23 protein-coding genes are annotated in these 25981 nt (G+C 62.9%); 12 read left to right on the forward strand and 11 right to left on the reverse strand.

What is annotated here, in order from left to right:
• The first annotated feature begins 21 nt into the window (after positions 1 to 21).
• The 3 genes from modA to ABH939_RS03340 are packed head-to-tail and all read left to right on the forward strand — an operon-like array spanning position 22 to position 2719.
• On the forward strand, positions 22 to 831 hold the full coding sequence (modA, locus tag ABH939_RS03330) for a molybdate ABC transporter substrate-binding protein (RefSeq protein WP_065351300.1): 810 nt from the start codon (positions 22 to 24) through the stop codon (positions 829 to 831).
• Complete coding sequence (locus tag ABH939_RS03335) at positions 828 to 1637, forward strand: ABC transporter permease (protein ID WP_007733547.1); 810 nt, start codon at positions 828 to 830, stop codon at positions 1635 to 1637. Before modA ends, ABH939_RS03335 begins: the two co-directional genes overlap by 4 nt.
• The gene (locus tag ABH939_RS03340) at positions 1634 to 2719 is read left to right on the forward strand and encodes a sulfate/molybdate ABC transporter ATP-binding protein (protein WP_007733546.1); all 1086 of its coding nucleotides are present in this window, start codon (positions 1634 to 1636) and stop codon (positions 2717 to 2719) included. Before ABH939_RS03335 ends, ABH939_RS03340 begins: the two co-directional genes overlap by 4 nt.
• Here the strand turns inward: ABH939_RS03340 and fadD11 are convergent.
• Genes fadD11 through ABH939_RS03375 form a run of 7 tightly spaced genes read right to left on the reverse strand, consistent with a single transcriptional unit; the run spans position 2695 to position 10964 of the window.
• Entirely contained in the window at positions 2695 to 4497 is a 1803-nt protein-coding gene (gene fadD11 / locus ABH939_RS03345) for a fatty acid--CoA ligase FadD11 (RefSeq protein WP_063315895.1), read from the reverse strand. The genes ABH939_RS03340 and fadD11 overlap by 25 nt on opposite strands.
• A complete protein-coding gene (locus ABH939_RS03350; RefSeq protein ID WP_404649326.1) occupies positions 4494 to 5456 on the reverse strand; it encodes an SDR family oxidoreductase in 963 nt (320 codons plus the stop codon). Before ABH939_RS03350 ends, fadD11 begins: the two co-directional genes overlap by 4 nt.
• 4 nt (positions 5457 to 5460) lie before the next feature.
• Positions 5461 to 6894: an aldehyde dehydrogenase family protein gene (locus ABH939_RS03355; protein ID WP_047270965.1), complete on the reverse strand. Its 1434-nt coding sequence runs from the start codon at positions 6892 to 6894 to the stop codon at positions 5461 to 5463.
• On the reverse strand, positions 6891 to 7391 hold the full coding sequence (locus ABH939_RS03360) for an SRPBCC family protein (RefSeq protein WP_007733538.1): 501 nt from the start codon (positions 7389 to 7391) through the stop codon (positions 6891 to 6893). Before ABH939_RS03360 ends, ABH939_RS03355 begins: the two co-directional genes overlap by 4 nt.
• Entirely contained in the window at positions 7388 to 8479 is a 1092-nt protein-coding gene (locus ABH939_RS03365) for a PDR/VanB family oxidoreductase (protein WP_007733536.1), read from the reverse strand. The genes ABH939_RS03360 and ABH939_RS03365 overlap by 4 nt, the downstream gene beginning before the upstream one ends.
• On the reverse strand, positions 8476 to 9408 hold the full coding sequence (locus ABH939_RS03370) for a metal-dependent hydrolase (RefSeq protein WP_151098130.1): 933 nt from the start codon (positions 9406 to 9408) through the stop codon (positions 8476 to 8478). The genes ABH939_RS03365 and ABH939_RS03370 overlap by 4 nt, the downstream gene beginning before the upstream one ends.
• A complete protein-coding gene (locus ABH939_RS03375) occupies positions 9408 to 10964 on the reverse strand; it encodes an NAD(P)/FAD-dependent oxidoreductase (protein WP_054782246.1) in 1557 nt (518 codons plus the stop codon). Before ABH939_RS03375 ends, ABH939_RS03370 begins: the two co-directional genes overlap by 1 nt.
• Positions 10965 to 11147: 183 nt before the next feature.
• Between ABH939_RS03375 and ABH939_RS03380 the strand changes: the two genes are divergently transcribed.
• Both ABH939_RS03380 and ABH939_RS03385 read left to right on the forward strand, forming a co-directional pair.
• Positions 11148 to 11804 carry a TetR/AcrR family transcriptional regulator gene (locus tag ABH939_RS03380; RefSeq protein ID WP_404649327.1) on the forward strand — a complete coding sequence of 219 codons (657 nt, stop codon included), beginning with the start codon at positions 11148 to 11150 and terminating at the stop codon, positions 11802 to 11804.
• Positions 11801 to 12427, forward strand: coding sequence for a TetR/AcrR family transcriptional regulator (locus tag ABH939_RS03385; RefSeq protein ID WP_030535343.1), 627 nt, complete (start codon positions 11801 to 11803; stop codon positions 12425 to 12427). The genes ABH939_RS03380 and ABH939_RS03385 overlap by 4 nt, the downstream gene beginning before the upstream one ends.
• Before the next feature lie 4 nt (positions 12428 to 12431).
• Here the strand turns inward: ABH939_RS03385 and ABH939_RS03390 are convergent, their stop codons facing one another.
• Positions 12432 to 13610 (reverse strand): acyl-CoA dehydrogenase family protein, encoded by a 1179-nt coding sequence (locus tag ABH939_RS03390; protein ID WP_047271188.1) that lies wholly within the window; start codon positions 13608 to 13610, stop codon positions 12432 to 12434.
• 187 nt (positions 13611 to 13797) lie between these two features.
• Between ABH939_RS03390 and ABH939_RS03395 the strand changes: the two genes are divergently transcribed.
• On the forward strand, positions 13798 to 15519 hold the full coding sequence (locus tag ABH939_RS03395; protein WP_064074069.1) for an FUSC family protein: 1722 nt from the start codon (positions 13798 to 13800) through the stop codon (positions 15517 to 15519).
• On the opposite strand, the gene ABH939_RS03400 is transcribed toward ABH939_RS03395, so the two are convergent.
• A complete protein-coding gene (locus ABH939_RS03400) occupies positions 15495 to 16457 on the reverse strand; it encodes a sigma-70 family RNA polymerase sigma factor (RefSeq protein ID WP_404649328.1) in 963 nt (320 codons plus the stop codon). The genes ABH939_RS03395 and ABH939_RS03400 overlap by 25 nt on opposite strands.
• 277 nt (positions 16458 to 16734) lie before the next feature.
• On the opposite strand from ABH939_RS03400, the gene ABH939_RS03405 reads away from it, so the two are divergent.
• Genes ABH939_RS03405 through ABH939_RS03430 form a run of 6 tightly spaced genes read left to right on the forward strand, consistent with a single transcriptional unit; the run spans position 16735 to position 23104 of the window.
• Positions 16735 to 17814 (forward strand): ABC transporter substrate-binding protein, encoded by a 1080-nt coding sequence (locus tag ABH939_RS03405; protein ID WP_007733528.1) that lies wholly within the window; start codon positions 16735 to 16737, stop codon positions 17812 to 17814.
• Positions 17811 to 18632, forward strand: a complete 822-nt coding sequence (locus tag ABH939_RS03410) for an ABC transporter ATP-binding protein (RefSeq protein WP_003940477.1) — start codon at positions 17811 to 17813, stop codon at positions 18630 to 18632. The genes ABH939_RS03405 and ABH939_RS03410 overlap by 4 nt, the downstream gene beginning before the upstream one ends.
• On the forward strand, positions 18625 to 19497 hold the full coding sequence (locus ABH939_RS03415; protein ID WP_083056879.1) for an ABC transporter permease: 873 nt from the start codon (positions 18625 to 18627) through the stop codon (positions 19495 to 19497). The genes ABH939_RS03410 and ABH939_RS03415 overlap by 8 nt, the downstream gene beginning before the upstream one ends.
• A gap of 31 nt (positions 19498 to 19528) precedes the next feature.
• Positions 19529 to 20875 carry an LLM class flavin-dependent oxidoreductase gene (locus tag ABH939_RS03420; protein ID WP_007733520.1) on the forward strand — a complete coding sequence of 449 codons (1347 nt, stop codon included), beginning with the start codon at positions 19529 to 19531 and terminating at the stop codon, positions 20873 to 20875.
• Entirely contained in the window at positions 20872 to 22104 is a 1233-nt protein-coding gene (locus ABH939_RS03425) for an MFS transporter (RefSeq protein WP_404649329.1), read from the forward strand. The genes ABH939_RS03420 and ABH939_RS03425 overlap by 4 nt, the downstream gene beginning before the upstream one ends.
• A gap of 13 nt (positions 22105 to 22117) precedes the next feature.
• Positions 22118 to 23104, forward strand: a complete 987-nt coding sequence (locus ABH939_RS03430; RefSeq protein WP_404649330.1) for an LLM class F420-dependent oxidoreductase — start codon at positions 22118 to 22120, stop codon at positions 23102 to 23104.
• A gap of 9 nt (positions 23105 to 23113) precedes the next feature.
• Here the strand turns inward: ABH939_RS03430 and ABH939_RS03435 are convergent, their stop codons facing one another.
• Both ABH939_RS03435 and ABH939_RS03440 read right to left on the reverse strand, forming a co-directional pair.
• A complete protein-coding gene (locus ABH939_RS03435) occupies positions 23114 to 23776 on the reverse strand; it encodes a DUF3239 domain-containing protein (protein WP_007733514.1) in 663 nt (220 codons plus the stop codon).
• A 74-nt stretch (positions 23777 to 23850) separates the two neighbouring features.
• Complete coding sequence (locus ABH939_RS03440) at positions 23851 to 25929, reverse strand: peptidase (RefSeq protein ID WP_081558299.1); 2079 nt, start codon at positions 25927 to 25929, stop codon at positions 23851 to 23853.
• Positions 25930 to 25981 lie beyond the last annotated feature (52 nt).

The raw sequence follows: 25981 nt of genomic DNA on the forward strand, positions 1-25981 counted from the left end.
TGAACATACTGGAGGAAATTCGTGAAGCGTGTAGTCGGACTTGTTGCAGCAGGTGCCTTTTCGCTTGCCCTGGTGACCGGTTGTAGTTCCTCCGACAATTCTTCGTCGGAGACGTCGTCGGCCGCTCCGACCACAACCACTTCGAGTGATAGTGCCACGGGAAGCATCACCGTCTTCGCAGCGGCGTCACTCAAGAACAGCTTCACCGAACTCGGCAAGGAATTCGAGTCCGAGAACCCCGGTTCATCGGTCACATTCAGCTTTGCCGGGTCCTCGGACCTCGTCGCTCAGATCACTCAGGGCGCACCGGCTGACGTGTTCGCCTCGGCTGACGCCGCCAACATGACCAAGGCCACCGACGCCGGCGTCGTCGCGGGGTCGCCCTCGGACTTCGCGAGCAACACCTTGACGATTGTTGTGCCGCCGGGCAATCCGAAGGGCATCGCGTCGTTCGCCGATCTGGCAAAGGAGGGGACGCAACTGGTGATCTGCGCTCCGCAGGTCCCTTGTGGCGCGGCTACGAAGAAGGTCGAGACGGCCACAGGCGAGACCCTCTCGCCCGTCAGCGAAGATTCGTCGGTGACCGACGTTCTCAACAAGGTGACGTCCGGGCAGGCCGATGCCGGCATCGTTTACGTCACCGACGCGAAGTCCGCTGGTGACAAGGTTCAGACCGTCGCGTTCCCGGAAGCCACCACGGTGGTCAACCTGTACCAGATTGCGGTGCTGAAGGATTCGAAGAATTCGGAAACGGCAACGAAGTTCGTCGATCTCGTGAAGGGCCCCAAGGGCTTGGCAGTTCTGGGTGACGCGGGATTCGCTGCTCCGTGACACGCCTACGACCGTCAGCCCGAGCCCCGCTCGGGTTGCCGGTATGGATTTACCTTCCCGCGCTGATCGGCGGGGCGTTTGTCATCGCGCCCTTGGCGGCGATGCTGGCCACCGTGCAGTGGTCGCAGTTCTGGGAACTCGTGACTTCCGAATCGTCGGTTGCCGCGTTGAAACTGAGTTTGAAGACAGCGGCAATGAGCACGCTGCTGTGCATCCTGTTCGGGGTACCGATGGCCGCGGTGTTGGCGCGCAGTCATTTTCGGGGACTGTCCGTTCTTCGATCCTTGATTCTGCTCCCGCTGGTTCTGCCGCCAGTGGTGGGCGGTATCGCGTTGCTGTACACGTTCGGGCGCAAAGGGTTGATCGGTGAGCAGTTGGAAGTGCTCGGCATCCAGATAGCATTCTCGACAACCGCGGTGGTCCTGGCGCAGACGTTTGTCGCGCTACCGTTCCTCGTCGTCAGCCTCGAAGGTGCGCTACGCACTGCGGGCACACGATACGAGGCTGTAGCCTCGACGCTCGGAGCCCGCCCGACCACCGTGCTTCGCCGGGTGACTTTGCCGCTGGTGCTTCCCGGTCTGGTGTCAGGGGCAGTGCTGGCTTTCGCTCGCGCACTGGGGGAGTTCGGTGCAACGCTGACGTTCGCGGGAAGTCTGCAAGGGGTCACGCGTACCCTGCCGTTGGAAATCTATCTCCAGCGTGAGACCGATCCGGATGCAGCGGTAGCGCTTTCGCTGGTGTTGGTCGTAGTCGCGGTGGTCATCGTGGTTGCGGTGCGTGGACGCGGATCGGCGGGTTCGTTGTGAGTGGCCTCCACGTCGACATCGAGATTCCGGAGCGCGATGTCGTTGCGACGTTCGACGTCGCGGCCGGTGAGGTGACCGCTGTCCTCGGACCGAACGGCGCAGGCAAGTCGACGGTACTGGCGGCGGTTGCCGGACTACATCACCCGCGGCGTGGGTTGATCGAACTGAATTCTCGCGTTCTCACCGATACCGGTAGGGGAGTCGCGTTGGCGCCGCATCGGCGCGGCACTGCTCTACTCGCGCAAGAGGCACTTCTCTTTCCCCACCTCAGTGCGGCCGCGAACGTGGCGTTCGCGCCGCGCAGTGCAGGGCGGTCGCGTCGCGATTCCGCCGATTCCGCGCGCCACTGGCTCGACGCAGTCGACGCCGCCGAATTGGCTGACCGCAAGCCGTCACAGCTCTCCGGCGGTCAAGCGCAACGAGTCGCAGTGGCGAGGGCATTGGCTGCTGAACCCGAACTACTCCTGCTCGACGAACCGATGTCTGCGCTCGACGTCGCCTCCGCCCCGGCATTGCGGTCGTTGCTGCGTAGAGTGCTCCGAACAGGAGATCGCACGGCCGTGCTCGTCACGCACGACGCTCTGGATGCGCTGGCCCTTGCCGACACCGTTGTCGTGCTGGACGGCGGCCGGGTCGTCGAACGTGGTGACGTACGAACAGTTCTGACTCGCCCGCGTAGTGCATTTGCAGCACGCATCGCAGGGATCAACTTGCGCAGCGGCACGATGGCCGGAGACGGAATGCTCAGAAGTCCGGTCGGGGTGGATATCGCGGGCCAGACGGAGACCGACCTACCGGCCGGCAGTGCCGCCGTGGCAGTCTTCGAGCCGCGAGCAGTGTCGGTCTACCTGGATCCGCCTCACGGGAGCCCACGAAACGCGTTTGCGGTCACGATCGCGGAGATCGAAAACCGAGGCGATGTCGTCCGAGTCCGAGCCGAGGACGAAGCCGGCCAGCCGGGCTTGTCTGCCGACATCACGGCGAGCGCAGCGGCCGAGCTCGATCTGGTTCCGGGATCGGCCGCTACGTTTGTGGTCAAGGCCACCGAGACGCTGATCTATGCGCAGGGCGCAGGCTCGTAGACGTCCTCTACGACCGAATCCGCATAGAGGGCTGCAATTTCGGACGCGTACTTCTCGGCTATCGGCTTGCGCCTGAGCTTCATCGTCGGTGTCAGCTCGTCGCCGCCTGGCTCCCAGAACGTGGTGAGTACGTGAAACCGCTTGATCTGCTCGGCCCTCGACAGACGCGAGTTTCCCTCGGCGACAGCAGTTGCAACGATGTCGACGATCCGAGCGTCCTTGGCGAGTACCGCGGCCTCGGCCGCAAGTCCCAGTGAGCGTGCCGCTCCGACCGCGGCGTCGGCGCTGAGAGTGATCAACGCTGTGTTGAACTTTCGGCCGTCTCCGACTGCCACGACCTCACCGATCAACGACGACGACGTCTTCACTGCGGTCTCGATGGCAGCGGGGGACATGTTCTTTCCCGACGCATTGATGATCAGCTCCTTCTTGCGATCGATCACCGTGAGGTATCCGTCTGCGTCAGCCGTGACGATGTCTCCGGTCGAAAGCCAACCGTCTGCACTGATCGCTTCGGCCGTTTTTGCCGGTTCGCCGCGGTACCCCTTCATGACCAACGGTCCTCGAACCAGTAGCTCACCGTCCGCCTCGATGCGCATTTCCATGCCTGGAAGCAACTTTCCGACCGTTCCCAGCTTGGTCGGCTCGGCCGGTGCGGTGCTCGCAATGCATGTCAGCTCGGACATTCCCCAGATCTCCGAGATCGGAACTCCCAGGGCTGCAAAGAATGCCAAGGTGTCCGGCGGAATCGGTGCGGCGCCAGAGATGGCCCACTTCAGTTCGGCAAAACCGAGTTTCGCACGCAGAGCGGAGAGGACCATTGCATCGGCTCGGGCGTAGTCCGCTTCCAGTTCGGCGGGGACTGTTTCACCGGCTCGCAAGTGTGCGAGCCGAGTGCGACCGACGTCGAGTGCCCACTGCAATGCCGCTCGCCGCGCGTCGTCCGGTTCGTTGGCGACGGCCGATTCGACTGCAACCTTCAGCTTTTCCCACACACGGGGGACGCTGCCCCAGATCGTGGGGCGACAGTCCGGAAGCGCAGCCGCTACCTGGCTCGGATCCGGCACGACAGTGATCTGGGTGCCGAACACCATTTGCATGTACAGGCAGGTGAGCCGATCGGCGATGTGCGCCGACGGCATGTACGAGGTGATGCGGTCACCGAACTCGACGGGGAGTACAGCACTGACGGCGGTGGTTTCGAACAACAGACAGGCATGAGTCGTCTCGACGCCCTTGGGGTTGCCGGTCGTGCCTGAGGTGTAGATCAACGTGGCGACGTCGTTCGGTTTCACCGCACGCCAGGTGCTCTCGAAATCGAAATCGGCGGCAGCAGAGGACTTCATCTGCTCCAGCGTCAGGGTGCCGGACTGCTGGGCAGACGGTTGCGCGTCGACGACCACGATCGTGTCGAGTGTGGCACCGGATCGGCGAACGGTATCCACGTACTGGGCCTCGCAGACGAGCACTCGCGCACCGGAATTGGCGAGGATGTACTGGATGGCTTCGGGTGCCGACGTGTTGTAGATGGAGAAGGACGTCGCGCCGAGGTGTTGGGCGCCGACGTCGATCGGGTAGAACTCGATGCGGTTACTCATCATCAATGCAACCGTATCGCCATGTCCCACGCCGATTCCGGCCAATCCCGCGGCAACATCGCGAACCTGTTCGCCGTACGCGCGCCACGTCAGTGTTCGCGCATCGCCGATGTCTCGCAAAGCCACCGCGTCGGGCGCTACCGCCGACACTCGCTGGAAGGCTGCACACAACGTAGTCATGATGTTCTCCTGGATGCCTTTGTCAGGGCTGATGCATTCGTCGGGGCCGCAGCGGTGGTTCTGTCTTCGAGTTCGCGGATCAGGTCGTGTGCCTGTTTGTCTTTTGCCAGGTAACCGTCGGCAAGGACATTGATGAATCCGCGTCCCCACGCCCAGGGTTCCCAGGCAGCGGGGGCAAGGGTTCGGGCGGCGCGGCGAGCGATCGCGTCGGCGATCACGGTGGCGGCACTGTCCGGGGAGATTCGATGACGGAGGGGACCGGGTAGTCGAGCGTCGAGTTTGCGGCCGATCTCGTCGTCGTCGAGTGTGGCGCGTGCAAGTTGTGTATCCACCATCCCGAAGTACGCGATGCCGGCAGTAGCGCCGTAGCCGGCAACCTCGAGACGCAGCGCCCGGCCGAGCGCTTCGACCCCAGCCTTGCTGATCATGTACGAAGCGCCGCCCAAACCGGGGGCGAACGACGCCGCCGATGACACGACGACGATGTGCCCACTGTTGCGGATCACCTCGTCGATGGTCGGATGCACGGTGTTGAAGACGCCGGTGAGATTGACGTCGAGCACACGATCGAAGGCGTCGGGATCGATCTGGCGCAATGTTGCCGGGGGAGGGGTGATTCCGGCGTTGGCCACTACGACGTCGATTCTGCCCAGCTGCTCGATGATCGTTTGCACGGCTGCGGTCATGCCGTCCCGATCTCGGACATCGGCCGTCACCGTCACGACTCGCTGTGACTCGAATGAGCGCTCGGCCGTTGCCAATGAACTCTCGTTGACGTCGACCAGTGCCACGGTGGCCCCACGCCGGTGGAGAGTGCGCGCCAGCGCTGCACCGATACCGTCGCCTCCACCGGTGATCAGTACGACCTTCCCGGCGACGTCGTAGTCGAGTCGGCGTCCGGGCAGTGGAATGCCCAGATCGCGGACTGTTCCCGCAATTGCGGACAAGCGTCCCGTCATTGCTTCAGTGCCTTCCGTGTAGCGCGCGGATGAGAACCTTGACCAGCCAGTCGATTCGGGCGGTCCTTCGAAACGTCGTCAGTGGTAGGGGCGAACGGAATCGTTGCCGAGTCGTCGAACGAGCGTAGGTGAACTCCTTCAGACCATCTGGGCCGTGAACGCGTCCGAAACCAGATGCTCCGACCCCACCCAGTGGCAGGTTGGGAACCGCGGCATACATCACGTAAGAGTTCACCGACGCTCCTCCGGATCGGAGCCGATCGGCAACAGCCGCTCCGTCCTTGCCGAACACGCTTGCTCCCAATGCGTATGGCGACGCATTGACCAACTCCACCGCCTCGTCCATCGAGGCGACCTTGGTGATCGTCATCGTCGGGCCGAAAGTTTCCTCCGTGACGGCGAGGCTGTCTTCGGGGACGTCGACCATGATGGTCGGTTGCACGTACTGGCCGGAGATCGAGCCGAGCCCTCCGAGAACGACACGTCCACCCCGCGACATCGCGTCGTCGATGTGGCGCCGGATTACAGCCACTTGCGAGGGCATGGTGATCGGACCGATCTTGTCTTCGGCACCCGGACCCGCATGAACTCGGGCAGCCAAAGTGATTGTCTTGTCGATAAACTCGCCGTAGACATGTTCGTGCACGTATACACGCTCGACGCCCAGACAGGTTTGACCGGAGTTGGACAATGCTCCCCACACCGCAGCATCCGCGGCGGCACCGACATTTCCGTCGGCATCAAGGATGAGCGCGTCCTTACCACCACATTCCATCAACACCGGTGTGAGGGTCTCGGCGCACGCTGCCATGACTTTCTTGCCCGTCGCGGTCGATCCGGTGAACCCGATCTTGTCGACACCGGCCAGGCACAGTGCCGCGCCGACCGAACCATCGCCCGTGACGACCTGCAGCACAGGATGTTCAGGGACGACCTCGGCGAAGGCGCGGCCCAACCACTGCCCGACTGCCGGTGCGAACTCACTCGGCTTGTAGACCACGGCGTTGCCTGCCGCCAGCGAGAACGAGAGCGAACCGAGTGGGGTGAAGACCGGATAGTTCCACGGACCGATCACACCGATCACCCCGAGCGGTCGATACTCCACCGAGGCGGCCTGATTGACCGTCAACAAACTGGAGCGGACGCTGCGCCTGCCCAATACCTTTCGGGCATTCTTCGACGCCCACGCGAGATGTTCGAGTGCCATGGCGATTTCGAGCATCGCGTCAGGGTGCGGCTTGCCCATGTCCCGGTGCACGACGTCGGCGAGTTCGGATGCGCGACGAGCGATGATTCCTCGCCACCGATCCAGTCGACGAGCGCGTTGCTCGAATGTCAGTTCTGCCCACCATTCGGAAGCAGTACGGGCGTCGCGCACAGCCTGTGTCACTGTGTCGTCGGACGCCTGTGTGGTCGTGTCGATCTCGGTCGCCGTCATCGTGGAGTTCCTTGAAGTGTGTGGTGGACGGCGCCGTCGGCCCAGCCGCGGGTGACTCGTTGGAGGATCGGTCGGGACAGAGTCAGAATGGGGGCGAACCACGGCTGCGCTTGCACAGCGAACGTCCAGGTGAGGCGGCTGCCAGTCGAAGTCGGTTCCAACACCAGATCTTCAGCGAAGCGTTTGAACCCCGGAAGTGACGCCGACTCCACGTAGAACGACATCCGGCGCCCCTCGTCCCAGCGGAAGAATCGCTCGTTCAGTGCAGCAAAAGCGCCGGCTCGCACGGTTCGCGTAGTCCCGACGCCGAATGGTCTGTCCGAGGTCCAGTCGGCTCCGGTGATCCCGTGCGCCCACGACGTGAGCGCTCCGTCCGAGGTCAACGTCTGCCACAAGCTTTCACATGTCGCTTCGGATTCGATCCGGTGAGTGATCACCAGCGGAGCGGAGCGGATGAAGGCTGCGTCGGCCGCAGAAAGAGAGAATTTTCCCTTCACAGGTCCACCACCAAAGACCCACCGGTGGAACGTGATCGACAGGTCAACATCGAACCAGTACGTTCGGATTCGGTGAGGAGGGTGTCTCGATGCTCGACGGTCCCGGAGAGCACCCGGACCTTGCATGTACCGCAGAAGCCCTGTTGGCATGAATACGCTACTCCGGGAAGTACGCGTCGTATTGCAGCCAATGCACTTTCGGACTCGCCCACATCGACGGTGAGACCGGTGCGCGCCAGATGCACCGTGAACTCCTTGCCGTCGACTACCGGGAGTGGGGAGAACCTCTCGCTGTGCACCGATCCGGTCGGGTTGGCGGCGAAAGTTGCCGCACGCACCGTGTTCATCAGCGGAACCGGTCCGCACGTGTACACCGCGGCACCTGGATCCGCAGCAGCGACGAGTGTTCCGATATCCGTCGGACCCAGCTCGTCGTCGGGTCGGATGGTTACCCGGCCGCTGGAATACTCCTCGATCTCGTTCAGGAATGGCATAGCTGCCCGAGTTCGTCCGAGATAGTCCAATCGCCACGGGACTCCGCGGCGGTGACAGCGTTGCACCATGGGAAGTATCGGAGTGATCCCGATTCCGCCCGCAACAAAGAGGTACGACGGAGCAGTGACAAAAGGAAATGCATTCCGCGGCCCTCGTACGTCGACAACCATTCCGGGTTTCAGCGACTCGTGTATCTCGCGGGAGCCACCCCCGCCCTCGTCGATCCGCCGGACGGCGATCCGATACGAGGTCAAGTCGTCGGGGTCTCCGCACAACGAATACTGTCGTTGCCTTCCCGAGGGGAGAATGACGTCTAGGTGAGCGCCGGGAATCCACGACGGCAGGGTGATTCCTTCCCTCGGGGTCAAGGTGACACTCAGGACGTCTGCGCACTCGAACCGGACGGACTTCACGTCCAGCGTCATGTCGAATCCGCTGTAGCGGACCGGGTTGGGACGCGAAAGTATCTGCGCTGCAGGACTTGACGCAAAGATTCGACGGTATGCGCTCGTCGCCTGTGCGGCAATCCTCAACGACCGGGTCGGTGTGAAGTCTTGTGCGTCGTGAGGACGGTCGGCAGTCGTCTTGTTCATCCTTCACTCTTTTCGGAAGAACGATTGGCGGCAGGTGAGCGAGCGAGGTAGCGCATGGCTACGTCCATGTCCCCGATCTGGGACGGATGGAAGCTCGGCCGCAGATACGGAGGAATCTCGGTGATCAGGAATTTCATGTTCGGGACCAGGCCGCGGCGAGTGGCGCTGATCAGTTGCAGAGGCCACAGGCGGCCCTTCGCCTTCGACGGGTCCTGCCGGAAGAGGTAGTTCATCGAGGCGATGAACAACACGAACAACGTGAAGCTGGCGAGCAGCGCCGTGCGAACGCGGCGGGCGTAGCTACCGTCCACGTACATGTAGGCGTCGAAGGCCACGTTGCGGTGCTCGACTTCCTCGGCGCCGTGCCACTTGACCATGTCGAGCATCGTCGGGTGCATGCCGGCATCTTCGAGGGCGGGATCGGTGAGCAGCCATTCCCCGACCACCGCCGTGTAGTGCTCCATCGCGGCAAACAAGCCGAGACGTTCACAGAGCCAGGCGTGCTTGGCTTTTCCGGTCAATCCTCTGTCGCCCAATATCTTGTCCACGAGCCAGTCCATCCGGCGTGACATCGGTTTCATGTCCATGCCGAGGTCCGCAAGATGCTCGCGTGCACCTTTGTGCGACGACGCGTGTGTTGCTTCCTGGCCGACGAATCCCACCACCTCTTCGTGCAGGCGGGGGTCCTCGATGAGCGGGAGCGCTTCGGCGAGCGTTGCGGACATGGCCCGCTCTCCCTCGGGCAACACGAGATGCATGAAGTTGATGACGTGGGTGACCATCGGTTCGTTCGGCACGTAATGCAGTGGTACGCCGTCCCAGTCGAATTCGACGTCACGGGCGGCGATCGCATGTGCTTCGTCGGTGTAGCGGCGCGCGCCGGACGGTGCGACGACGGGTGTGCCTCGGAAGGCGTTGATGCCGAGCATTATCGGCTCCTCACGGTTTCTCGGGCAGTGGTGAGTGATTCGGACGAGACGGGTTGTACTTGCGCGTAGTGAGCGAGGTCGGCTCGTTTGGTCCTGGTGCGGAAGGATCGGTTGAATCCGGGATAGAAGGTGTAATTGCGGCCGCCGTCGACGAGGTAGTAACTACTGCACCCGCCGGCGTTCCATACGCTGGTGGCGAGTCGGCGGTCGGTCGCGCGCACGAACTCTCTCTGCACGTCTGCCCGGACGTCGATACTGCCGATGCCGCCCTCGTCCATTTGAAGAATGCAGCTCACGATGTACTCGACCTGCGCTTCGATCGTGACGACCTGCGAGGTGTAGACCACGGAATTGGGGCCGAGGATCATGAAGAAGTTCGGAAACCCGCTGATGGTGGTGCCGAGGAAGGCCTCGGCACTGCCGTTCCACGTCTGCGCGAGGCTGCGGCCGTCCTTGCCCCGGATGATGTCGAACGACGGGTTGTCTCCCATACGAAAGCCGGTTCCCATGACTATGGTGTCGACTTCCCGGAAGGCGCCGTCCGCGGTGAGGACTCCGCGCTCCTGCACCTCGACGATTCCGTCCGTCACCACCTCCACATTGGGTGACGCCAGCGCGGGATAGTAGGTGTTCGAGAACGTCGGACGCTTGCATCCGAATGCGTAGTGGGGGAGCAGCTTTGCGCGAAGCTCCGGGTCCCGCACCTGCCGGCGAAGGTGTGCTCGGCCGAGTGCGGCCAGCCCTTTGAGCAGTGACGGCTTGTACACGAATCCGGGCACCAGGGCTTCTTGGAGCAGGTCAAGTCCCTTGCGTGCCAGTCGTTGGGTGAGCGGCACCCGCTCGAAGAGAGCGCTCGGCCAGCCGGTCATCGGCTGATCCGGGTGCGGCAGGATCCACGTCGGTGTCCGCTGGAACACGGTCAACGTGTCCGCGAGCGGTTGCAGTCTGGGGATGATCTGCACCGCAGAGGCGCCGGTGCCGACCACGGCTATCCGCTCACCGCGAAGGTCGTGGTCGTGGTTCCAGTCCGCGGTGTGGAACATCTGACCACGAAACGATTCGAGCCCGGGAAGGTCGGGTGTGGCGGGGGCACTGAACGGGCCGGTGGCCGCGACCAGGAACTGTGCCTCCCACACGGTTTCCGCAGTGTGTACCCGCCAGATCTGGGCTTGCTCGTCCCACGAAGCTTCTGTCACGTCCTGGTTGCAGTGGAAATGACCGGCCAGTCCGAAGCGATGGACGCAATCCCGGAGATAGTCGTAGATCTCGGGCTGTAGCGGATACAGCCGCGTCCAGTTCGGATTGGGCGCAAACGAGAACGAGTACAGAATCGACGGGATGTCGCACTGTGCACCGGGGTAGGTATTGACCTGCCAGGTTCCCCCGGGCTCCGCGGCACGTTCCAGAACGACGAAGTCGTCGATCCCGGACTGCTTCAAGCGGACAGCCGTTCCGATGCCGCCGAAACCGGCTCCGATGACGACGACTCGTGTTCGGCGAGTTCGAGTTTCCTCGTCACCGGCCGATGGCCCCGAGGTTGGGTCGATGTCGACCATGTGTGACGCCTCCTGATTGGTGCGTGAACAACTGAACGAAGAGTAAGTCTGACATCAAGTGATGTCAACAGCGGTTGATGTCAGAATTCAACTGATTGACATCGGGCGATGTCAGTTCGCTTGCGGAGGTCGCCGCGATAACCTGAGGTCGAGAGCGCTGCCGGTCAGTGAGAACATGGGGACATGACGGATACCGAGGCTCGGCGCACCGGCCCGCGCAGGTGGCGTGGGCAGGAACCGGAAGATCGCCGCGCCGCGCGCCGGACACAGCTGATCGAAGCCGGGTTGCAGATCATGGGCACCGAGGGAGCGGCCGCCGCGACCATGCGTGCGACCTGCCGCGAGGCCGCGCTGACCGAACGGTACTTCTACGAGAGCTTCGCCAACCGTGACGAACTGCTGGTCGCAGTGCTCGACGAGGTCGTTCTCGGTGCGCGTGACACTATTCTGGACGCTCTCAAGGCGGCGCCTTCCGAACCGTCGGCCCTGATCCGCCACGTGGTGAAGGCCTTCACCAACTACGTATTCAAAGATCCTCGACGTGGACGCATCATGTTCGTCGAATCCCAGGCGGAACCTGCGCTGTGGGATCGAGGGCGAGAATTGATGGCGGAGTTCACGAATCCGATTTCCGCGTCGCTCGAGCTGATGTACGGCGGCGAGGCAACCGACTCCGCGAACTCCGAACTCAATTCGGTGGGGCTGTTCGGTGCCCTCGCGTTCATCTATCAGGCGCACACCCCGTCCTCCAAGATCTCTCGAAAGCGTTTGGTGGAGCACATTTCGCTCATGGTCGAGGCGCAGGCGACGGTCAACAGCACGCCCGCGAGAAAAGAATGACGTCCGCGTCGGCCACAGGCGGAAGGCGTCTCGGTCCCGAAGACCGGCGTGAGCAGATCATTGTCAGCGCGGCAAAGGTTTTCGAGGAGAAGTCTTTTGCCGACGTCTCGATGACCGAGTTGGCCAAGGCGGCTGGGGTCGGACGTCCGCTGCTCAATCATTACTTCGGCTCCAAGCGGGAGTTGTATCTCGACGTCGTGCGGCGGTTCGTCTTCATTCCCGAAGTGGCGGTGGACCGCATTCCGCGATCGGCGAGCCAGGAGAAGCGGATCGGCGCCGTGATCGATCGGTGGCTCGACGTCGCCTGGCGTCATCGCGACATGTGGATCTCGACAGTCATGTCCGACGACCTCCGCCGTGATCCCGAGATGGATCGGATCCTGCAGGATGCTGACGACGTTGCTGCGCGACGCATGATGGATGCGCTCGAGATTCGACCGAGTGAAGGCAGCGAGGCTGCTGTTCATTCGATGATCGTGGCGTACGGAGGCTTGGCGAAGGCTGCCAGTAAGCAGTGGTTGGTGACGGGAGCGCTCGACCGCGAACAGGTGCACCTTCTGCTGGTACGCAGTTTGCTCGCCATCGTGCGTGACGTTCTGCCGGCGTGCGAGGCGGATTCCTGATTGCTCAGAGTGATCTCGCCACGAGGTCCTTCATGACTTCGTTCGATCCGGCGTAGATTCGCTGAATACGAGCGTCGGCATACATCTGAGCGATGGGATATTCGAGTATGTAGCCGTACCCGCCGTGTAGTTGCACGCAGCGGTCGATCACGGCGCACTGCTGATCGGTGAGCCAGTACTTGGCCATCGCGGCGGTAGTCGCATCGAGCTGCCCGGCAAGGTATTTGACGATGCAGTCGTCGATGAACGTTCGTGAGATACGAGCGATGGACGCGCACTCGGCAAGTTCGAAGCGCGTGTTCTGCAGATCGAAGAGCTTTTGCCCGAACATGTTTCGGGATTTGGTGTACTCGACGGTGAGGGCGACTGCACGCTCCATTGCCGCAGTGGCTGCAACTCCGCAGATCAATCGTTCGGGCAGTAGCTGCTGCATCAGCTGGGCAAACCCTGTGCCTTCGCGGTCCCCGAGCAGGTTTGTTGCAGGCACCCGCAAGCGGTCGAAGAACAGCTCGGTGGTGTCCTGGCCCTTCTGTCCGACCTTCTCGAGTATTCGCCCGCGCTCGAAACCCGGTGTGTTGTCATCGACCTCGGCCACGATGAGCGACACTCCACGCGCTCCGAGGCTGGGATCGGTCTTGGCGGCAATGATCACCAGATCACAATTGCGACCGTTGGAGATGAAGGTCTTTGCGCCGCTGATCAGATAGTCGTCACCGTCGCGGACGGCTCGGGTGGTGATGTTCTGCAAGTCGGATCCGGTGCCGGGCTCGGTCATGGCGATTGCGCCCACCCACTCGCCACTCACCAGCTTCGGTAGCCAGCGCAGTTTGTGCTCGTGATCGGCGTAGGCATTGAGGTAGTGCGGCACGATTCCCGAGTGCACGCCGAGTTGGAGTGAATGATCACCCGCCATGACCTGCTCGTGGAACAGCACGGCGTCGTGCGCGAAAGTTCCTCCTCCGCCGCCGTACTCGGTGGGGATCGACATGCCGGCGAGCCCGAGCGCCCCGAGTTCTCGATATGCGGATTTGTCGGGAAAACCTTGGGACGCGAAGCGTTTCTGATGCGGTGTGACGTGTTTGGCGAAGAAGTTCCTTGCCAGGTCGGCCACGGCCTCCAATTCGTCGTCCATCCACGGGGACCGTCGTTCTGCGGTCCGGGTTGCGGTAGATCCTTGCGTCATCGTGATTCTCCCGATCGATGAAGTGCGACCCGCGAGCGGATCCGACTCCACCTATCATCCACACTGTTGACATAGTGTCAATAAAGGGGTGGTCGAATCGACCTCCGGACCCGCCTCGAATTCCACGTCGGCCGCCCGCAAGAATGGGAGGACACAGACACGAACAGGCCGGCGCGAAGGATGGGCAGTGGACCCCGAAGAAACATCAGCGGGTCACGAGTCCAACCTCCCGGCTCCGCGGCCGGCGCGCAGCGTCCTGTTCGGATTGCCGCCGGTGGGAAACAGGTACCCCGGAGCGGTTCGCGTCGCCCTAGCCCTGGCGATTCCGGCGGCCATCGCCACACTGCTCGGATTCGGGTCTGCTTCGCTCCTGGTCGGCCTCGGTGCATTTGCATCGATCTACGGTGAGGGTCGTCCGTACCGGAGCAGGTGGAAGGCAGTCGGTATCGCTGCGACGGCGCTGACGATCCTGTCCTTCGTCGGGGCATCGGTGGGTGAGCCCGTCCACCGAGCCATCGCTGAGGGAGCGCCGACGGTGCTGCTGGTCTTTGTCGTGCTGATCATGGCCGTCGTGGTGTCGACCTGCGCCTTCACCGTCGACGCGCTTCGATTGGGTCCACCGGGCGCGTTCTTTCTGTTGCTCACCACCGAGATCAGTTCCGTGATCGCCACTCCCGGTCAGCCGCCGGTCGAGGTCGCGATGTGGACGGCAATCGGTGGGATCAGCGCGGTGGTCGTCTCGATGACGGGAATCCTGTGGGCACCGAGAGCTGTCGAACGCAGCGCTGTACAGGCAGCCGTCTCGGCCGTTGCGGAGTACACGGACGCTCAGGCGAGGTACGCCCCACCCGAACTCACGCGAGACAAACGCCACGCTGCAGCACTTCGGCTGCACGACGCGTGGCAGTGCCTTTACCGCGGCGCAATCGTCGGGAAAGACCACCCGTTGACCCGTGAACTCGAACGAGCGCAGATCTCGATGGCCAGAGCGATCTCCGACGACCACGATCCGGAGCTCATGGCGGACCCCGCGTTCGACGTCGACGAGGTCGGGGCCCACCCGCCTCTGCCCGACCCGACGATCCGATATCGGTTCCTCCGCGCCTGCAATCCGTCCAGCCGAGCGTCGGTGACGGCACTTCGGCTGTCCATTGCCTGTATGGCGGCGGGAACCCTCACCGTCCTGCTCGGCATCGATCGCCCGGACTGGGCGGTGATCGCCGCGGCGATGGTCCTTCATCAAGGACCGGATCGAATACTGGGCACCTATCGCGGAATCCACCGCATCGGTGGGACCGTCCTCGGGTTGATTCTGTTGGGTGCCATCTACTCCTGGAGTCCGACCGGTCTGTGGTTGGTGGCGGTACTTGCAGTCCTGATGGCGGGGATCGAGCTGTTCCTGGTGCGGAATTACGGGATAGCCGTCATCTTCATCACCGCCCTCGCGATTCTCCTCGGCGCGGCCGGTGGTGCGCACGGGACCGTCCGACATCTGATCCTCAGCCGCATGCTCGAGACGGCAATCGGCGTCGTCGTGGCGTTGGTGGTCCTGTGGACGGTGGGGCGCGGTGCGCATCGACGCACTCTGATCTGGGTCGACGAGCGGGCGGGTAGCGTCCTGTTCAAGCTGCTGACCGAAATTCGCGCGAGGCACTATGCACCACAGGCGAATTGGTCGGAGCTTTCGGAGCTTCGTCGGGACCTGGACTTCGAACTGCGAGGTAGCGCGATGGCCGGGATCGACGCCGCCCACAACGAACCCGAGTGGGCGTCGCAGCAGTGGAGGACGCACACCGAATTGCATCATCTGGGATCGGATGTACTGCACCGACTGTGGTTCGGCACGCAGGTGTCCAGATCACACCTCGAGGAATGGGAGTCTCGCTACTTGCGTTCGGGTTCGGTGTGATCGAGCATCGGCACAGCGCTGAACTTGGCTGGATTCGCAATGTCGTAGGCCGCGCACACGACTCCGTCGCGGACAGTGAAGCCGGCAACGCGAGCGGCGAACTGCGGGTACTGGTCGTCCCCCGGTGAGCCGGCGAATACACCGCCGAGCTGTCCGTTGACGAGAACCGGTGACATCGAGAACACCGCTGCCGGTCCGTACTTGCGGGCCAATCCCAGATAGAACCGCGCGACACGATCGCTGCCGCGCACAATGTTGACAGCCGTGCGGGTAGTTCCGCCTGCGTCACCGATCAGGACGGCATCGGGATCGAGTGCACCTATCACGGCGTTCAGATCTCCACTCGCGATAGCCGTCACCAATCGCTCGACGGCAGCAGCATGCTCCTCGCTACTGACCGGGGCCGGCGCCGACGCTGCGGCTTTACGGGCCCGCGAGGCCAACTGACGGGCAGTGGCTACTTCGATGTCGAGGATGCGCGCAACCTCGGCGAAGGGCACGTCGAAGCCGTCATGCAGGACGAAGGCAACGCGTTGAGCGGGAGTAAGGGTGTCCAGGACGACGAGGGCAGCAAAACGATTCTGTTCCTGCGTCACGACGTACTCCAGCGGATCGGGTGTCGCTGAGGGTGTGCCCGAGGTGGCGTCGACGGGCGTGACGATCGGCTCCGGAAGCCACTGTCCGACATAGCTTTCTCTTCTGACCGCGGCCGATTTGAGATGATCGAGGCAGATTCGGCCGACAACTGTGGTGAGCCATCCGCGCAGTTCGCGGATCTGCAATTCGTCGCCTCGCGTGTTTTCGGCAACTTGAAGCCGTATCCACGCTTCCTGCACCGCATCCTGAGCGTCGCTGAAACTTCCGGTGAGACGGTAGGCCACCGACGTCAGGTGGCCACGGTGTTGCTCGAAGTCCTGCGCAGTCGTCGGCGAAAGCATGCCCTCATGATACGGACCTCACACATTAAATCCGGCATGAATGTAACCGTTGACCCAGGTAGTGGGTGCCGACGTATGGTTTCGGCACTGCTCACGGCTCGATCCTGTCTGCACATTCATTGGAGTCTCACGTGTTTCGGTCTTTCCCGCTCATGTCGCTCAACTGTTGTCGTTGAACTGACATTCCCCACACCTGCCTGTGCCGAGCGCCGCACACGGCGCTCCGGACAGGTGTAGCCGAGAACTGAACCAATCATCTTCTACAGGAAGCAACTTCATGATTCGCCCTCGTTTCGCGCGCTCGGTAGCCGCGGTCGTCGCTCTTGTCACTCTGTCCAGTTTTGCCGTTGCCTGCTCGGGCTCCTCCGACGAAGTGGTCAAGACCGCCGACGGCAAGACCGTCCTGCGGTACGAGGGCAGCACCGGACAGGTCATCTACCCCGAACTGGCCGCTGACCTCGGCTACTTCAACGACGTGGAGCTCAACTGGATCGGCGATACGACCAGCGGCCCTCAGAGCATTCAGAACGCAGCGACCGGTCAAACCGAGTTCGGCGGAGCGTTCAACGGGGCGGTGGTGAAGTTGGCTTCCGCGGGTTCACCGATCACCTCGGTCATCGGGTACTACGGCTCCGACAAGGAGAGCTTCAACGGGTACTACGTTCTCGACGACAGTCCGATCAAATCGGCGAAGGACCTGATCGGCAAGAAGGTCGGGATGAACACCCTCGGTGCGCACCACGAGTTCGTCGTGCGTGAATGGCTTGCGCGGGAGGGGCTTACACCGGACGAGATCAAGCAGGTGGAACTGATCGTGGTTCCGCCGGTCAACACGGAACAAGCTTTGCGGCAGGGACAGATCGACGTCGCCACCCTCGGCTCGGTCTTCCGTGACTCCGCGCTCGAACGTGGTGGCCTTCGCGAGCTGTTCACGGACGAATCGTTGTTCGGCTCGTTCACCTACGGCACGTTGGTGTTCCGTGACGACTACATCGCGCAGAACAAGGAGGCGGTCGCCGATTTCGTGCAGGGAACAGCGAGGGCCATCCGCTGGACGCAGACACACCCACGAGAAGAAGTGGTCGCGAAGCTGACGTCGATCATCAACAGCCGCGGACGCAACGAGGACACCAAGCTCATCAGCTACTGGAAGAGCCCAGGAGTCGCCGGCCCCGGCGGAACGATCACCGATACCGAGATCAGCACGTGGATCGACTGGCTCACCCGTAACGGCGAACTCGAAGAAGGAAAGTTGAAGCCGTCGGACATCTACACCAACGAATTCAACCCGTACGCCAACGGAACGTATTCACCCGACAGCGGCGCTGACGGACAGGCACTGGAGGCAGCAAAATGAGCACAGAACCGAAACTACGGCTCGAGCACGTCACCAAACAGTTCGACATTCGTGGGACCGACGAAGTTTTCACCGCGGTCGAGGACATCAACATCGACGTGGCGCCGGGGGAGTTCCTGGTCCTCGTCGGGCCGAGTGGTTGCGGCAAGTCGACTCTGCTGGACCTCCTCGGAGGACTCAGTTCGCCCACTTCCGGTCGAATCCTTCTGGACGGCAAGCAGATCACGGGCCCAGGCTTGGATCGGGGAATCGTCTTCCAGCAATACGCGCTACTTCCATGGCGAACTGCACGTCACAACATCGAGTTCGGACTCGAAGCGAAGGGCGTGAAGAAGAGCGAGCGACGCGAGCTCGCCGAGCATTACCTCGAACTGGTCGGTCTGCAAGGTTTCGCGGATCGCTATCCGCACGAGTTGTCCGGTGGAATGAAGCAGCGAGTCGCGATCGCCCGCAGCCTGGCATTCGACCCCGAAGTGTTGCTGATGGACGAACCATTTGCTGCGCTGGACGCACAGACGCGAGAGTCGCTGCAGGACGAGCTTCTGCGCATCTGGAAGGCCACCGGCAAGACCATCTTGTTCATCACCCACGGAATCGACGAGGCCATCTACCTCGGGCAACGTGTTGCAGTACTGACTTCGCGGCCGGGGCGCGTCAAGACGATCGTCGACATCGACATCGACCGGTCCGGCGACGACGTGCGATCAGGTGAGGAGTTCCGAGTGTTCCGGCACCGGATCTGGACGCTGCTGCACGGTGAAGTCGAGCGCGCTCGGGCCGGCGAACTCGATCCTGCCAAGGAGGTTGCACATGTCTAGCGCATTGGCGACGCCGGAGGTGGTCGCCACCCCGAAACCGTTGGCCGACATAACACCTGACATTGCGCAGCGGAGCCAGGCCGGCGGCAAGGCGGCGCGCTACATTCGTTCCACCGCCTGGCGGATTGCCAAGCCGTCGATTGCGATCGCGATCTTCCTCGGGATCTGGGAAGCGGCACCTCGGCTCGGGCTGGTGGACAAGGTCTTCCTCCCGCCCTTCACCGAAGTTGTGTCCGCATTCTTCACTCTCGCCGAGAACGGACAATTGCAAGAGCATGTTTCGGCCAGTCTGACGCGTGCGCTGACCGGATTCTTCGTGGCCATCGCGATCGCGATTCCGTTGGGAATCGCGATCGCCTGGTACCGCCCGGTCTCCGACTTCCTCAACCCGATTCTCGAATTGTTCCGCAACACAGCAGCCTTGGCTCTGCTTCCCGTCTTCGTGCTGATTCTCGGAATCGGTGAGGAATCGAAGATCGCCCTGGTGATCTACGCCTGCACCTTCCCGATTCTGCTCAACACGATCTCCGGTGTGCGAACAGTGGACCCCCTGCTGATCAAGTCCGCTGCCTCGCTGGGGTTCTCCTCGATTCGGCTGTTCCAGAAGGTGGTTCTGCCCGCCGCTGTTCCCACGATCTTCACGGGTATCCGCATGGCAGCCGCGTCGTCGATTCTCGTGCTGATCGCCGCCGAAATGGTCGGGGCCAAAGCCGGTCTCGGGTATCTGATCACCGCTTCACAACTCAACTTCCAGATCCCGAACATGTACGCGGGCATCGTCGCGATCTCGTTGTTGGGTCTGACAATCAACGCGATTCTGGTCCTGATCGAACGTCGGCTCTCGCGCTGGCGCGTCACCACCTGACCACACATTCACGGAAAGATTCTGCGAACTCATGTCCGAACGACAATTTCATCTGAACGCCTTCCTGATGGGCGTCGGCCATCATGAGGCGGCGTGGCGCCACCCACGCACAAACGCGGCCAACCTCCTGGACGTCAAGCACTTCCAGGAATTGGGGAGAATCGCCGAGCGTGGAAAGCTGGACTCGGTGTTCTTCGCCGACGGTCTAGCAGTCGGCCCGCGGGTCAAGTACAACACCCAGGCGATCTTCGAACCCGTCACCTTGCTGTCGGCGATCGCTGCGGCCACCGACAAGGTGGGACTGATTGCAACCGCGTCGACCAGTTACAGCGATCCGTACACTCTCGCAAGGAAGTTCGCTTCCCTCGATCACATCAGTGGTGGACGAGGCGGGTGGAACATCGTGACGTCGGCCGGCGCCGACGAGGCCGCGAACTTCGGCCTCGATGCGGTACCGACGCACAGCGGTCGTTACGAGCGCGCCGAGGAGTTTCTCGACGTGACGCTCGGACTCTGGGACAGCTGGGAAGAGGGGGCAGTTGTCCTGGACGAAGAGACCGGAATCTTCGCCGATCCTGATCGTGTCCATCGCATCGACCATGACGGTCAACGATTCACGGTGGCTGGCCCGCTCAATTCGCCGAGGTCTCCACAGGGACGTCCGTTGCTCGTGCAAGCCGGTTCCTCCGAGAGCGGTAAGGACTTCGCGGCGAAGTATGCCGAGGCCGTGTTCACCGCTCAACGAACACTCGAGCAGGGGCAGGATTTCTACACCGACCTCAAAGCGCGGCTGATCAAGTACGGGCGTAGTCCCGACGAGATCAAGGTGCTGCCAGGCATCGTTCCCTTCATCGCGGATACGGAAGAAGAAGCCAAGGCACTGGAGCAGTCGTTCACGGATCTCATCTCACCTGAGTACTCGCTGCGCCAACTCTCGAACATGGTGGGCGTCGACCTCACCGAGCATTCGCTGGATGCCCCGTTGCCCCCGTTGCCGGACATCGATCGCATCCAAGGAAACAAGAGTCGATACCAGCTCGTCAAAGACCTTGCGGAGAGCGAAAACCTCACCGTCCGTGAACTGATCGGCAAACTCGGGGGTGGCCGTGGGCATCGGACATTTGCCGGGACACCGGAGCAGGTCGCGGACGAGTTGACCGAATGGTTCGACAAGGGCGCCGCGGACGGCTTCAACATCATGCCGCCCTATCTGCCCGGAGGGCTCGAGGTGTTCGTCGACCGGGTCGTGCCGATTCTGCAGGCGCGTGGGCTCTTCCGGACCGAATACACGGAATCCACCCTGCGGGGTCACTACGGCCTCGATCGTCCGGCGAATCGGTTCTCGCGGGCCGCTGACGCGGCAGAAGTGAGCGCGTGACGGAAACACTGCCCAAGGAACAGCCGGCGATTGCCGGTCTCAAGCCACTGGTCACAACGGTTTTCGTACCGGCGGCGATCTTCGGGATCGGTCAGGGTGCGGCTGCCCCCATCATGGCCGTCACCGCGCGCGACCTGGGTGCCTCGGTTGCCGTCGCCGGCCTGATCGTTGCACTCGGTGGTTTGGGCGCCGTACTCGGTGACCTCCCCGCCGGCAGGATCGTGTCGCGTTTCGGTGAGCGCAGGTCGATCATCGGCGGAAGTTCCTTGGGTGCAACAGGAGTGGTGATCTGTCTCCTTGCACAGACTCCGTGGATGCTCGGTATCGGCGCACTGTTGACCGGATTGGCGAATGCGGTGTGGGGCCTTGCGCGGCAGAGCTACCTCGCCGAGACCGTGCCACTCGGTCTACGGGCCCGAGCAATGTCGTCGTTCGCCGCGATGTGGCGGTTGGGTTTCTTCCTGGGACCGCTCATCGGGGCCGGCGTGATTCTCCTGGTGGGAGCGCGCGGAGGATTCCTCGTCCAGTTGGTGGGCGTCGTGCTCGCCGGGGCGCTGATGGCCCGCGTTCCCGACCCGCCACGAAAGGTGCAGGCAGGCAACAGCGATCACGGACACGTCACGCTCCCGGAGATCCTTCGCCGTCATCGTGCCGCTCTGTCGACGCTCGGGACAGGCTCCCTTCTGATGGGCGCCGCCCGCACTTCGCGTGAGGCCGTTCTTCCATTGTGGGCACTGCACCTCGGATTGGATGCAGCCCAGGTGAGTGTGATCTTCGGTATCGGTGCGGCCGTGGACTTGCTGTGCTCGTACCCGGCCGGACACATCATGGACCGATACGGCCGCAGGCTGGTCGCGGTGCCTTCGCTGACGGTGATCGGTGTGTCGTACCTACTGTTGCCGTTCTCGACGGGTGCAGTGGGGTTGACCGTGGTCGCTGTCGTGATGGGGATCGGCAACGGGCTGGGCAACGGCGTGATCATGACCCTCGGTGCCGATATCGCCCCGCCCGAAGAACGCGCCGAGTTCCTCGCTGCATGGCGATTGACTCACGACACCGACATGTTCGGTGGGCCGCTCGCGATCGGTCTACTCGCCGCGGTGCTCCCACTCGGGTGGGCATTCGCCGCTCTGGGCGCGACGTCGTTCGCCGGCGCGGCGATGATGTTCCGCTTCATTCCGGTCTACTCTCCGCGGGTGTCACCCCGGTCGCGCGTCGGGAAACTGTAGGTAGGCTCGCTACATGCGATTCGGACTGTTCGTACCTCAAGGCTGGCGTCTGGACCTGGTCGGCATCGACCCCGCGAAGCAGTGGGAGGTGATGCGAGACTTCACGCTGCGCGCGGAGGCAGGGCCGTGGGAGTCGGTGTGGGTCTACGACCACTTCCACACCGTTCCCCAGCCGACGGAAGAAGCGACTCACGAGGCGTGGACATTGATGGCCGCACTCGGTGCGTCGACCTCGCGTATCCGACTGGGCCAGATGTGTACCGCCATGAGTTACCGAAACCCGGCGTACCTCGCCAAGGTCGCCGCGACCACCGATCTCATCACGGGTGGACGCGTCGAGATGGGCATCGGCGGCGGTTGGTACGAGCAGGAGTGGCGCGCATACGGCTACGGCTTCCCCTCTGCCGGTGAGCGTCTGGGCCGCCTCGACGAAGGAATCCAGATCATGCAGCAGGCGTGGTCGACCGGCAGCGCGACGCTCGACGGCAAGTACTACCAGGTCGACGGAGCGCTGTGCCGTCCACTTCCGTTGCAAGAGGGCGGAATTCCCATCTGGGTTGCCGGTGGCGGCGAGAAGGTCACACTCAAGATCGCGGCCAAGTACGCGCAGTACACGAACTTCGACGGCACCCCGGCCGGCTTCGCGCACAAGTCCGAAATCCTGAAGAAGCACTGCGACACCGTCGGCACCGATTTCGACGCCATCGTCCGTTCGGCCAACTACAACGTGGCCATCGGCGCGACGGAATCCGAGGTGGCTCAGCGGTTGGAGACACTGAAGGCCCGACTGACGCCGTTGGTCGGCGAAGCTGCCGCCGATGCGTCGCTCGATGCGTTCCGCGGAATGCCTGCCGTGGGTACGCCCGAGCAGATCATCGAGAACCTGTCGGCGCTCGAGGCGCAGGGACTCGAGTACGGAATCTTCTACTTCCCCGAGGCCGCGTACGACACGTCGGGAATCGAGATGTTCGAGAAGGAAGTGCTGCCCGCGCTCGCGTAATCGTTGGGGCTAGCGCAGCGAGTCAGGAAGATCGGCCGGGTTGATCAGAACCCGGCGATCGGGGTGGGTGCGAACTTCTTCGGAATCGGGAATCCGGCTCTGCAGGAAGTTCCACTCGCTCGCACTGACAGCAGCGATCGCGCGTGCCAGCACTGCCGAGTCCTTGGTCCCCCACTCGATCGGCATGGGACTGACCATCTGCCACGTGTCAGCCTTGCTGCGGGTGGAACGATCCGAACGCAGTGCGACCGACGGAATGCGGTCGCCGACTCGCCACTTCGGATTGAGTCGAACGTTGCGGCTGACGAGCGCGTACTGCGGTGCTCCGGCCGCCGGCTTCGCGATGTCGATCAATGCCGTCAAGGTCGCCGCTCGAGGGTGAACCTCGGTGACGATCGCGGGAACCAGTGGGTTGTCCGCATACAGAGATTCGACGCTTCCCACCTTGCGAGGTGCCCACACGGCAACCCACAGGGAACTGGCCGCACCGATGGCGAGGACTGCGCCGATGATGATGGACCACACCTCGCCCATGCTGATCAGCCAGGCCCCGACCGCGGCGAGGACGATCGCGAAGATCACCGCAGAAATCTGCAGGCGGCGTACATCGGCCAGTGTGTCGTTGACCGACTTGGCGTGAGCCTTGTCGACGGTGAACTGGAAGTCAGCCACGAAAAATTCCTTCGGGTGGTGCCGGACGATCTAGGACCGGCCCCCGATCGCCCGGGGACCGTCCACCAGCGTAGCTAGTTTCGCGCGCGCTCCCACATCTGCAGGTAAGCCTCGGCGCCGCGGCTCATGTCCTCGATGATGGTGTCGCCGTCGGCTCCCGCGGCGATGCGCATGTCCGCGATCCAGTCGGGAATCATCCCGTACTGCGCCACGCCGTCGGTGTTCACGTCGAAAACCCGGGTGCCGGCGCGCTGCTGGTCCATGACCGTGCCGTCGAAGGCGGTGTACGGATATTGCAGCGGATTTTCTGCGGCGTCGCCGCGCGGTGCGGCCTGCGGCCCGAAGCCGTTGGTGTCGGCGCCGTAGCCGAAACCGAAGTAGTAGTTCTCGCTTCGCATCGCCCGTGCGTCCCGCCACTGGTCGATGAACCCACGCTCTTCGGGCTTTTCGTCCGATGCGTCGAGTTGTCCGGCGTACAGGGCGACAAATCCGCCGAGTGCGTAGATCCGCTTGTACAGGCTCGGGTCGCTCCAGCTGTGACTGGAAACGACGCCGGAGTAGTTCGCAGCTTCGAGAATATCGAGAGCCGCTTCGGCGGTCTTGACGCTCATGTGATCGATGTCCACGATCATCCCTCGGTCCATCAAACCTCGGATCGTGTACGCGCCGAGGTCGGTCAGGCCGTGCGAATTGCATTGCGGACCAGAGGGGTACACCGGAAGCGTCACTCCGGGTGGGAGTACCGCGAGAAGATTCTGTGCGCCGTCGACCTTGGTGGGCAGCACATTGTCCTCGGCAACGCCGGTGCATGGTTCCGACTGCCAGAACTCCCCGGTGCCCAGGTAGTTGCCGATGTTGACGGCCACTCCGGTGACGCCGCCGTCGAAACGGGCACCGCCGAGGGCGTTGTCGAACTTGTGCGTGACGATCATCTGCCGGACACCGAGGTCGTACAACTCGTCCAGGCCGCGGTCGATGTCGTCCTCGGTGCACTGCGGAATTCCGTTGCGCACAGAGCAACCGAAGGGTTCGGACACCTCCACCCCGAGGGTGACGGCCAGCTTTCCGTCGGCGGCCACCTGCCTGGCCTGTTCAGGGGAGCTCACGATGCGGAACCAACCCCGGCCGGGACCGCCGTACTGGGCGTCGATGTAGTCCTGGAGTTCGCGTGTCTGCTGCGCCTGGATCCGGACGGTCTCCATCTCGTCACAGGGATTTCGTTTACTCGGATACAGCTCGCACAGGACACGGTTGGCGACAAAGAGGTTGGTGAAGATTCGCAGACCGCCACGCCAGGCCCGCTCGACCCACTTGTAGTACGTCTGCTCGTGTGTCAGTGAATCGTGCGCCGGCCAGTCGGTGAAACTCGGCCAGCCGGTGGTGTCGTGAGTTTCGAAGGGATTGCCGTACGACAGAACGTTTTCGAGGAGCGCCGGTATCCCGTCGGGTTGATGGTCCGGGCAGTCGACGAGCGCTGCGGTGACGCCCTGAGGATCGAAAGGTCGGCCGCAGTGCAGGTTTCCGCCCATGAACTCGGAAGCATTCATGTGCACGTGTGTGTCGATGAATCCGGTGACTTCACCGTTCGGTCCGATTTCTCCCGGAACGCCGTTTGCGCCCACCTCCGCTTCGGGGAAGTCGGCGCAGCCGTCGCGCGGGATCAGCGTGAACGCAGATTCGGGAACGTCACCGGGATCGGACATCGTGAGCATCAAATCTCGCGAGATCAGTTGTCGGCCGTTCGAGGTCGCTGTCAGAACGAAGGACTCGCCAGTGGACATCACGGTCCAGTCGGTGGACGGAGTTGCTTCGGAAGTGGCGAGCACCGAGTCTGCGCCGTCGTGCGAGAGCATCGACCCGTCCGGGCCGTACAGCATGAATCGACCCAACTGGGCCGCATGTAGCCGGAACGGTTCGGCGTCTGCGGCTTTCGTTACGTCGGTGAGGTACGCCGACCCGTCACGACGGACGAAATCACCAGACTCGGTGCGCAGCGCGAAGCAACCGTTCGCAAGTGCGTACACCGAGTTCTGCGCAGTAGGAGCAGGACTCGGTGCCGCGGCGCTGACGCCGGTCGCGGCGACGACGACGGCGGCAGTCAGCAGCGAGATGGTTCCGGCGAGCCGACCCCGTAGACGTGGAACTGAGCGCATGGTGCTGGTGACCCCCGGCCGATGGACACGACTGTGACAGGGGACACTCTAC

The sequence above is a fragment of the Rhodococcus sp. 27YEA6 genome, from assembly GCF_044908235.1.
Classification (GTDB): domain Bacteria; phylum Actinomycetota; class Actinomycetes; order Mycobacteriales; family Mycobacteriaceae; genus Rhodococcus_F; species Rhodococcus_F qingshengii.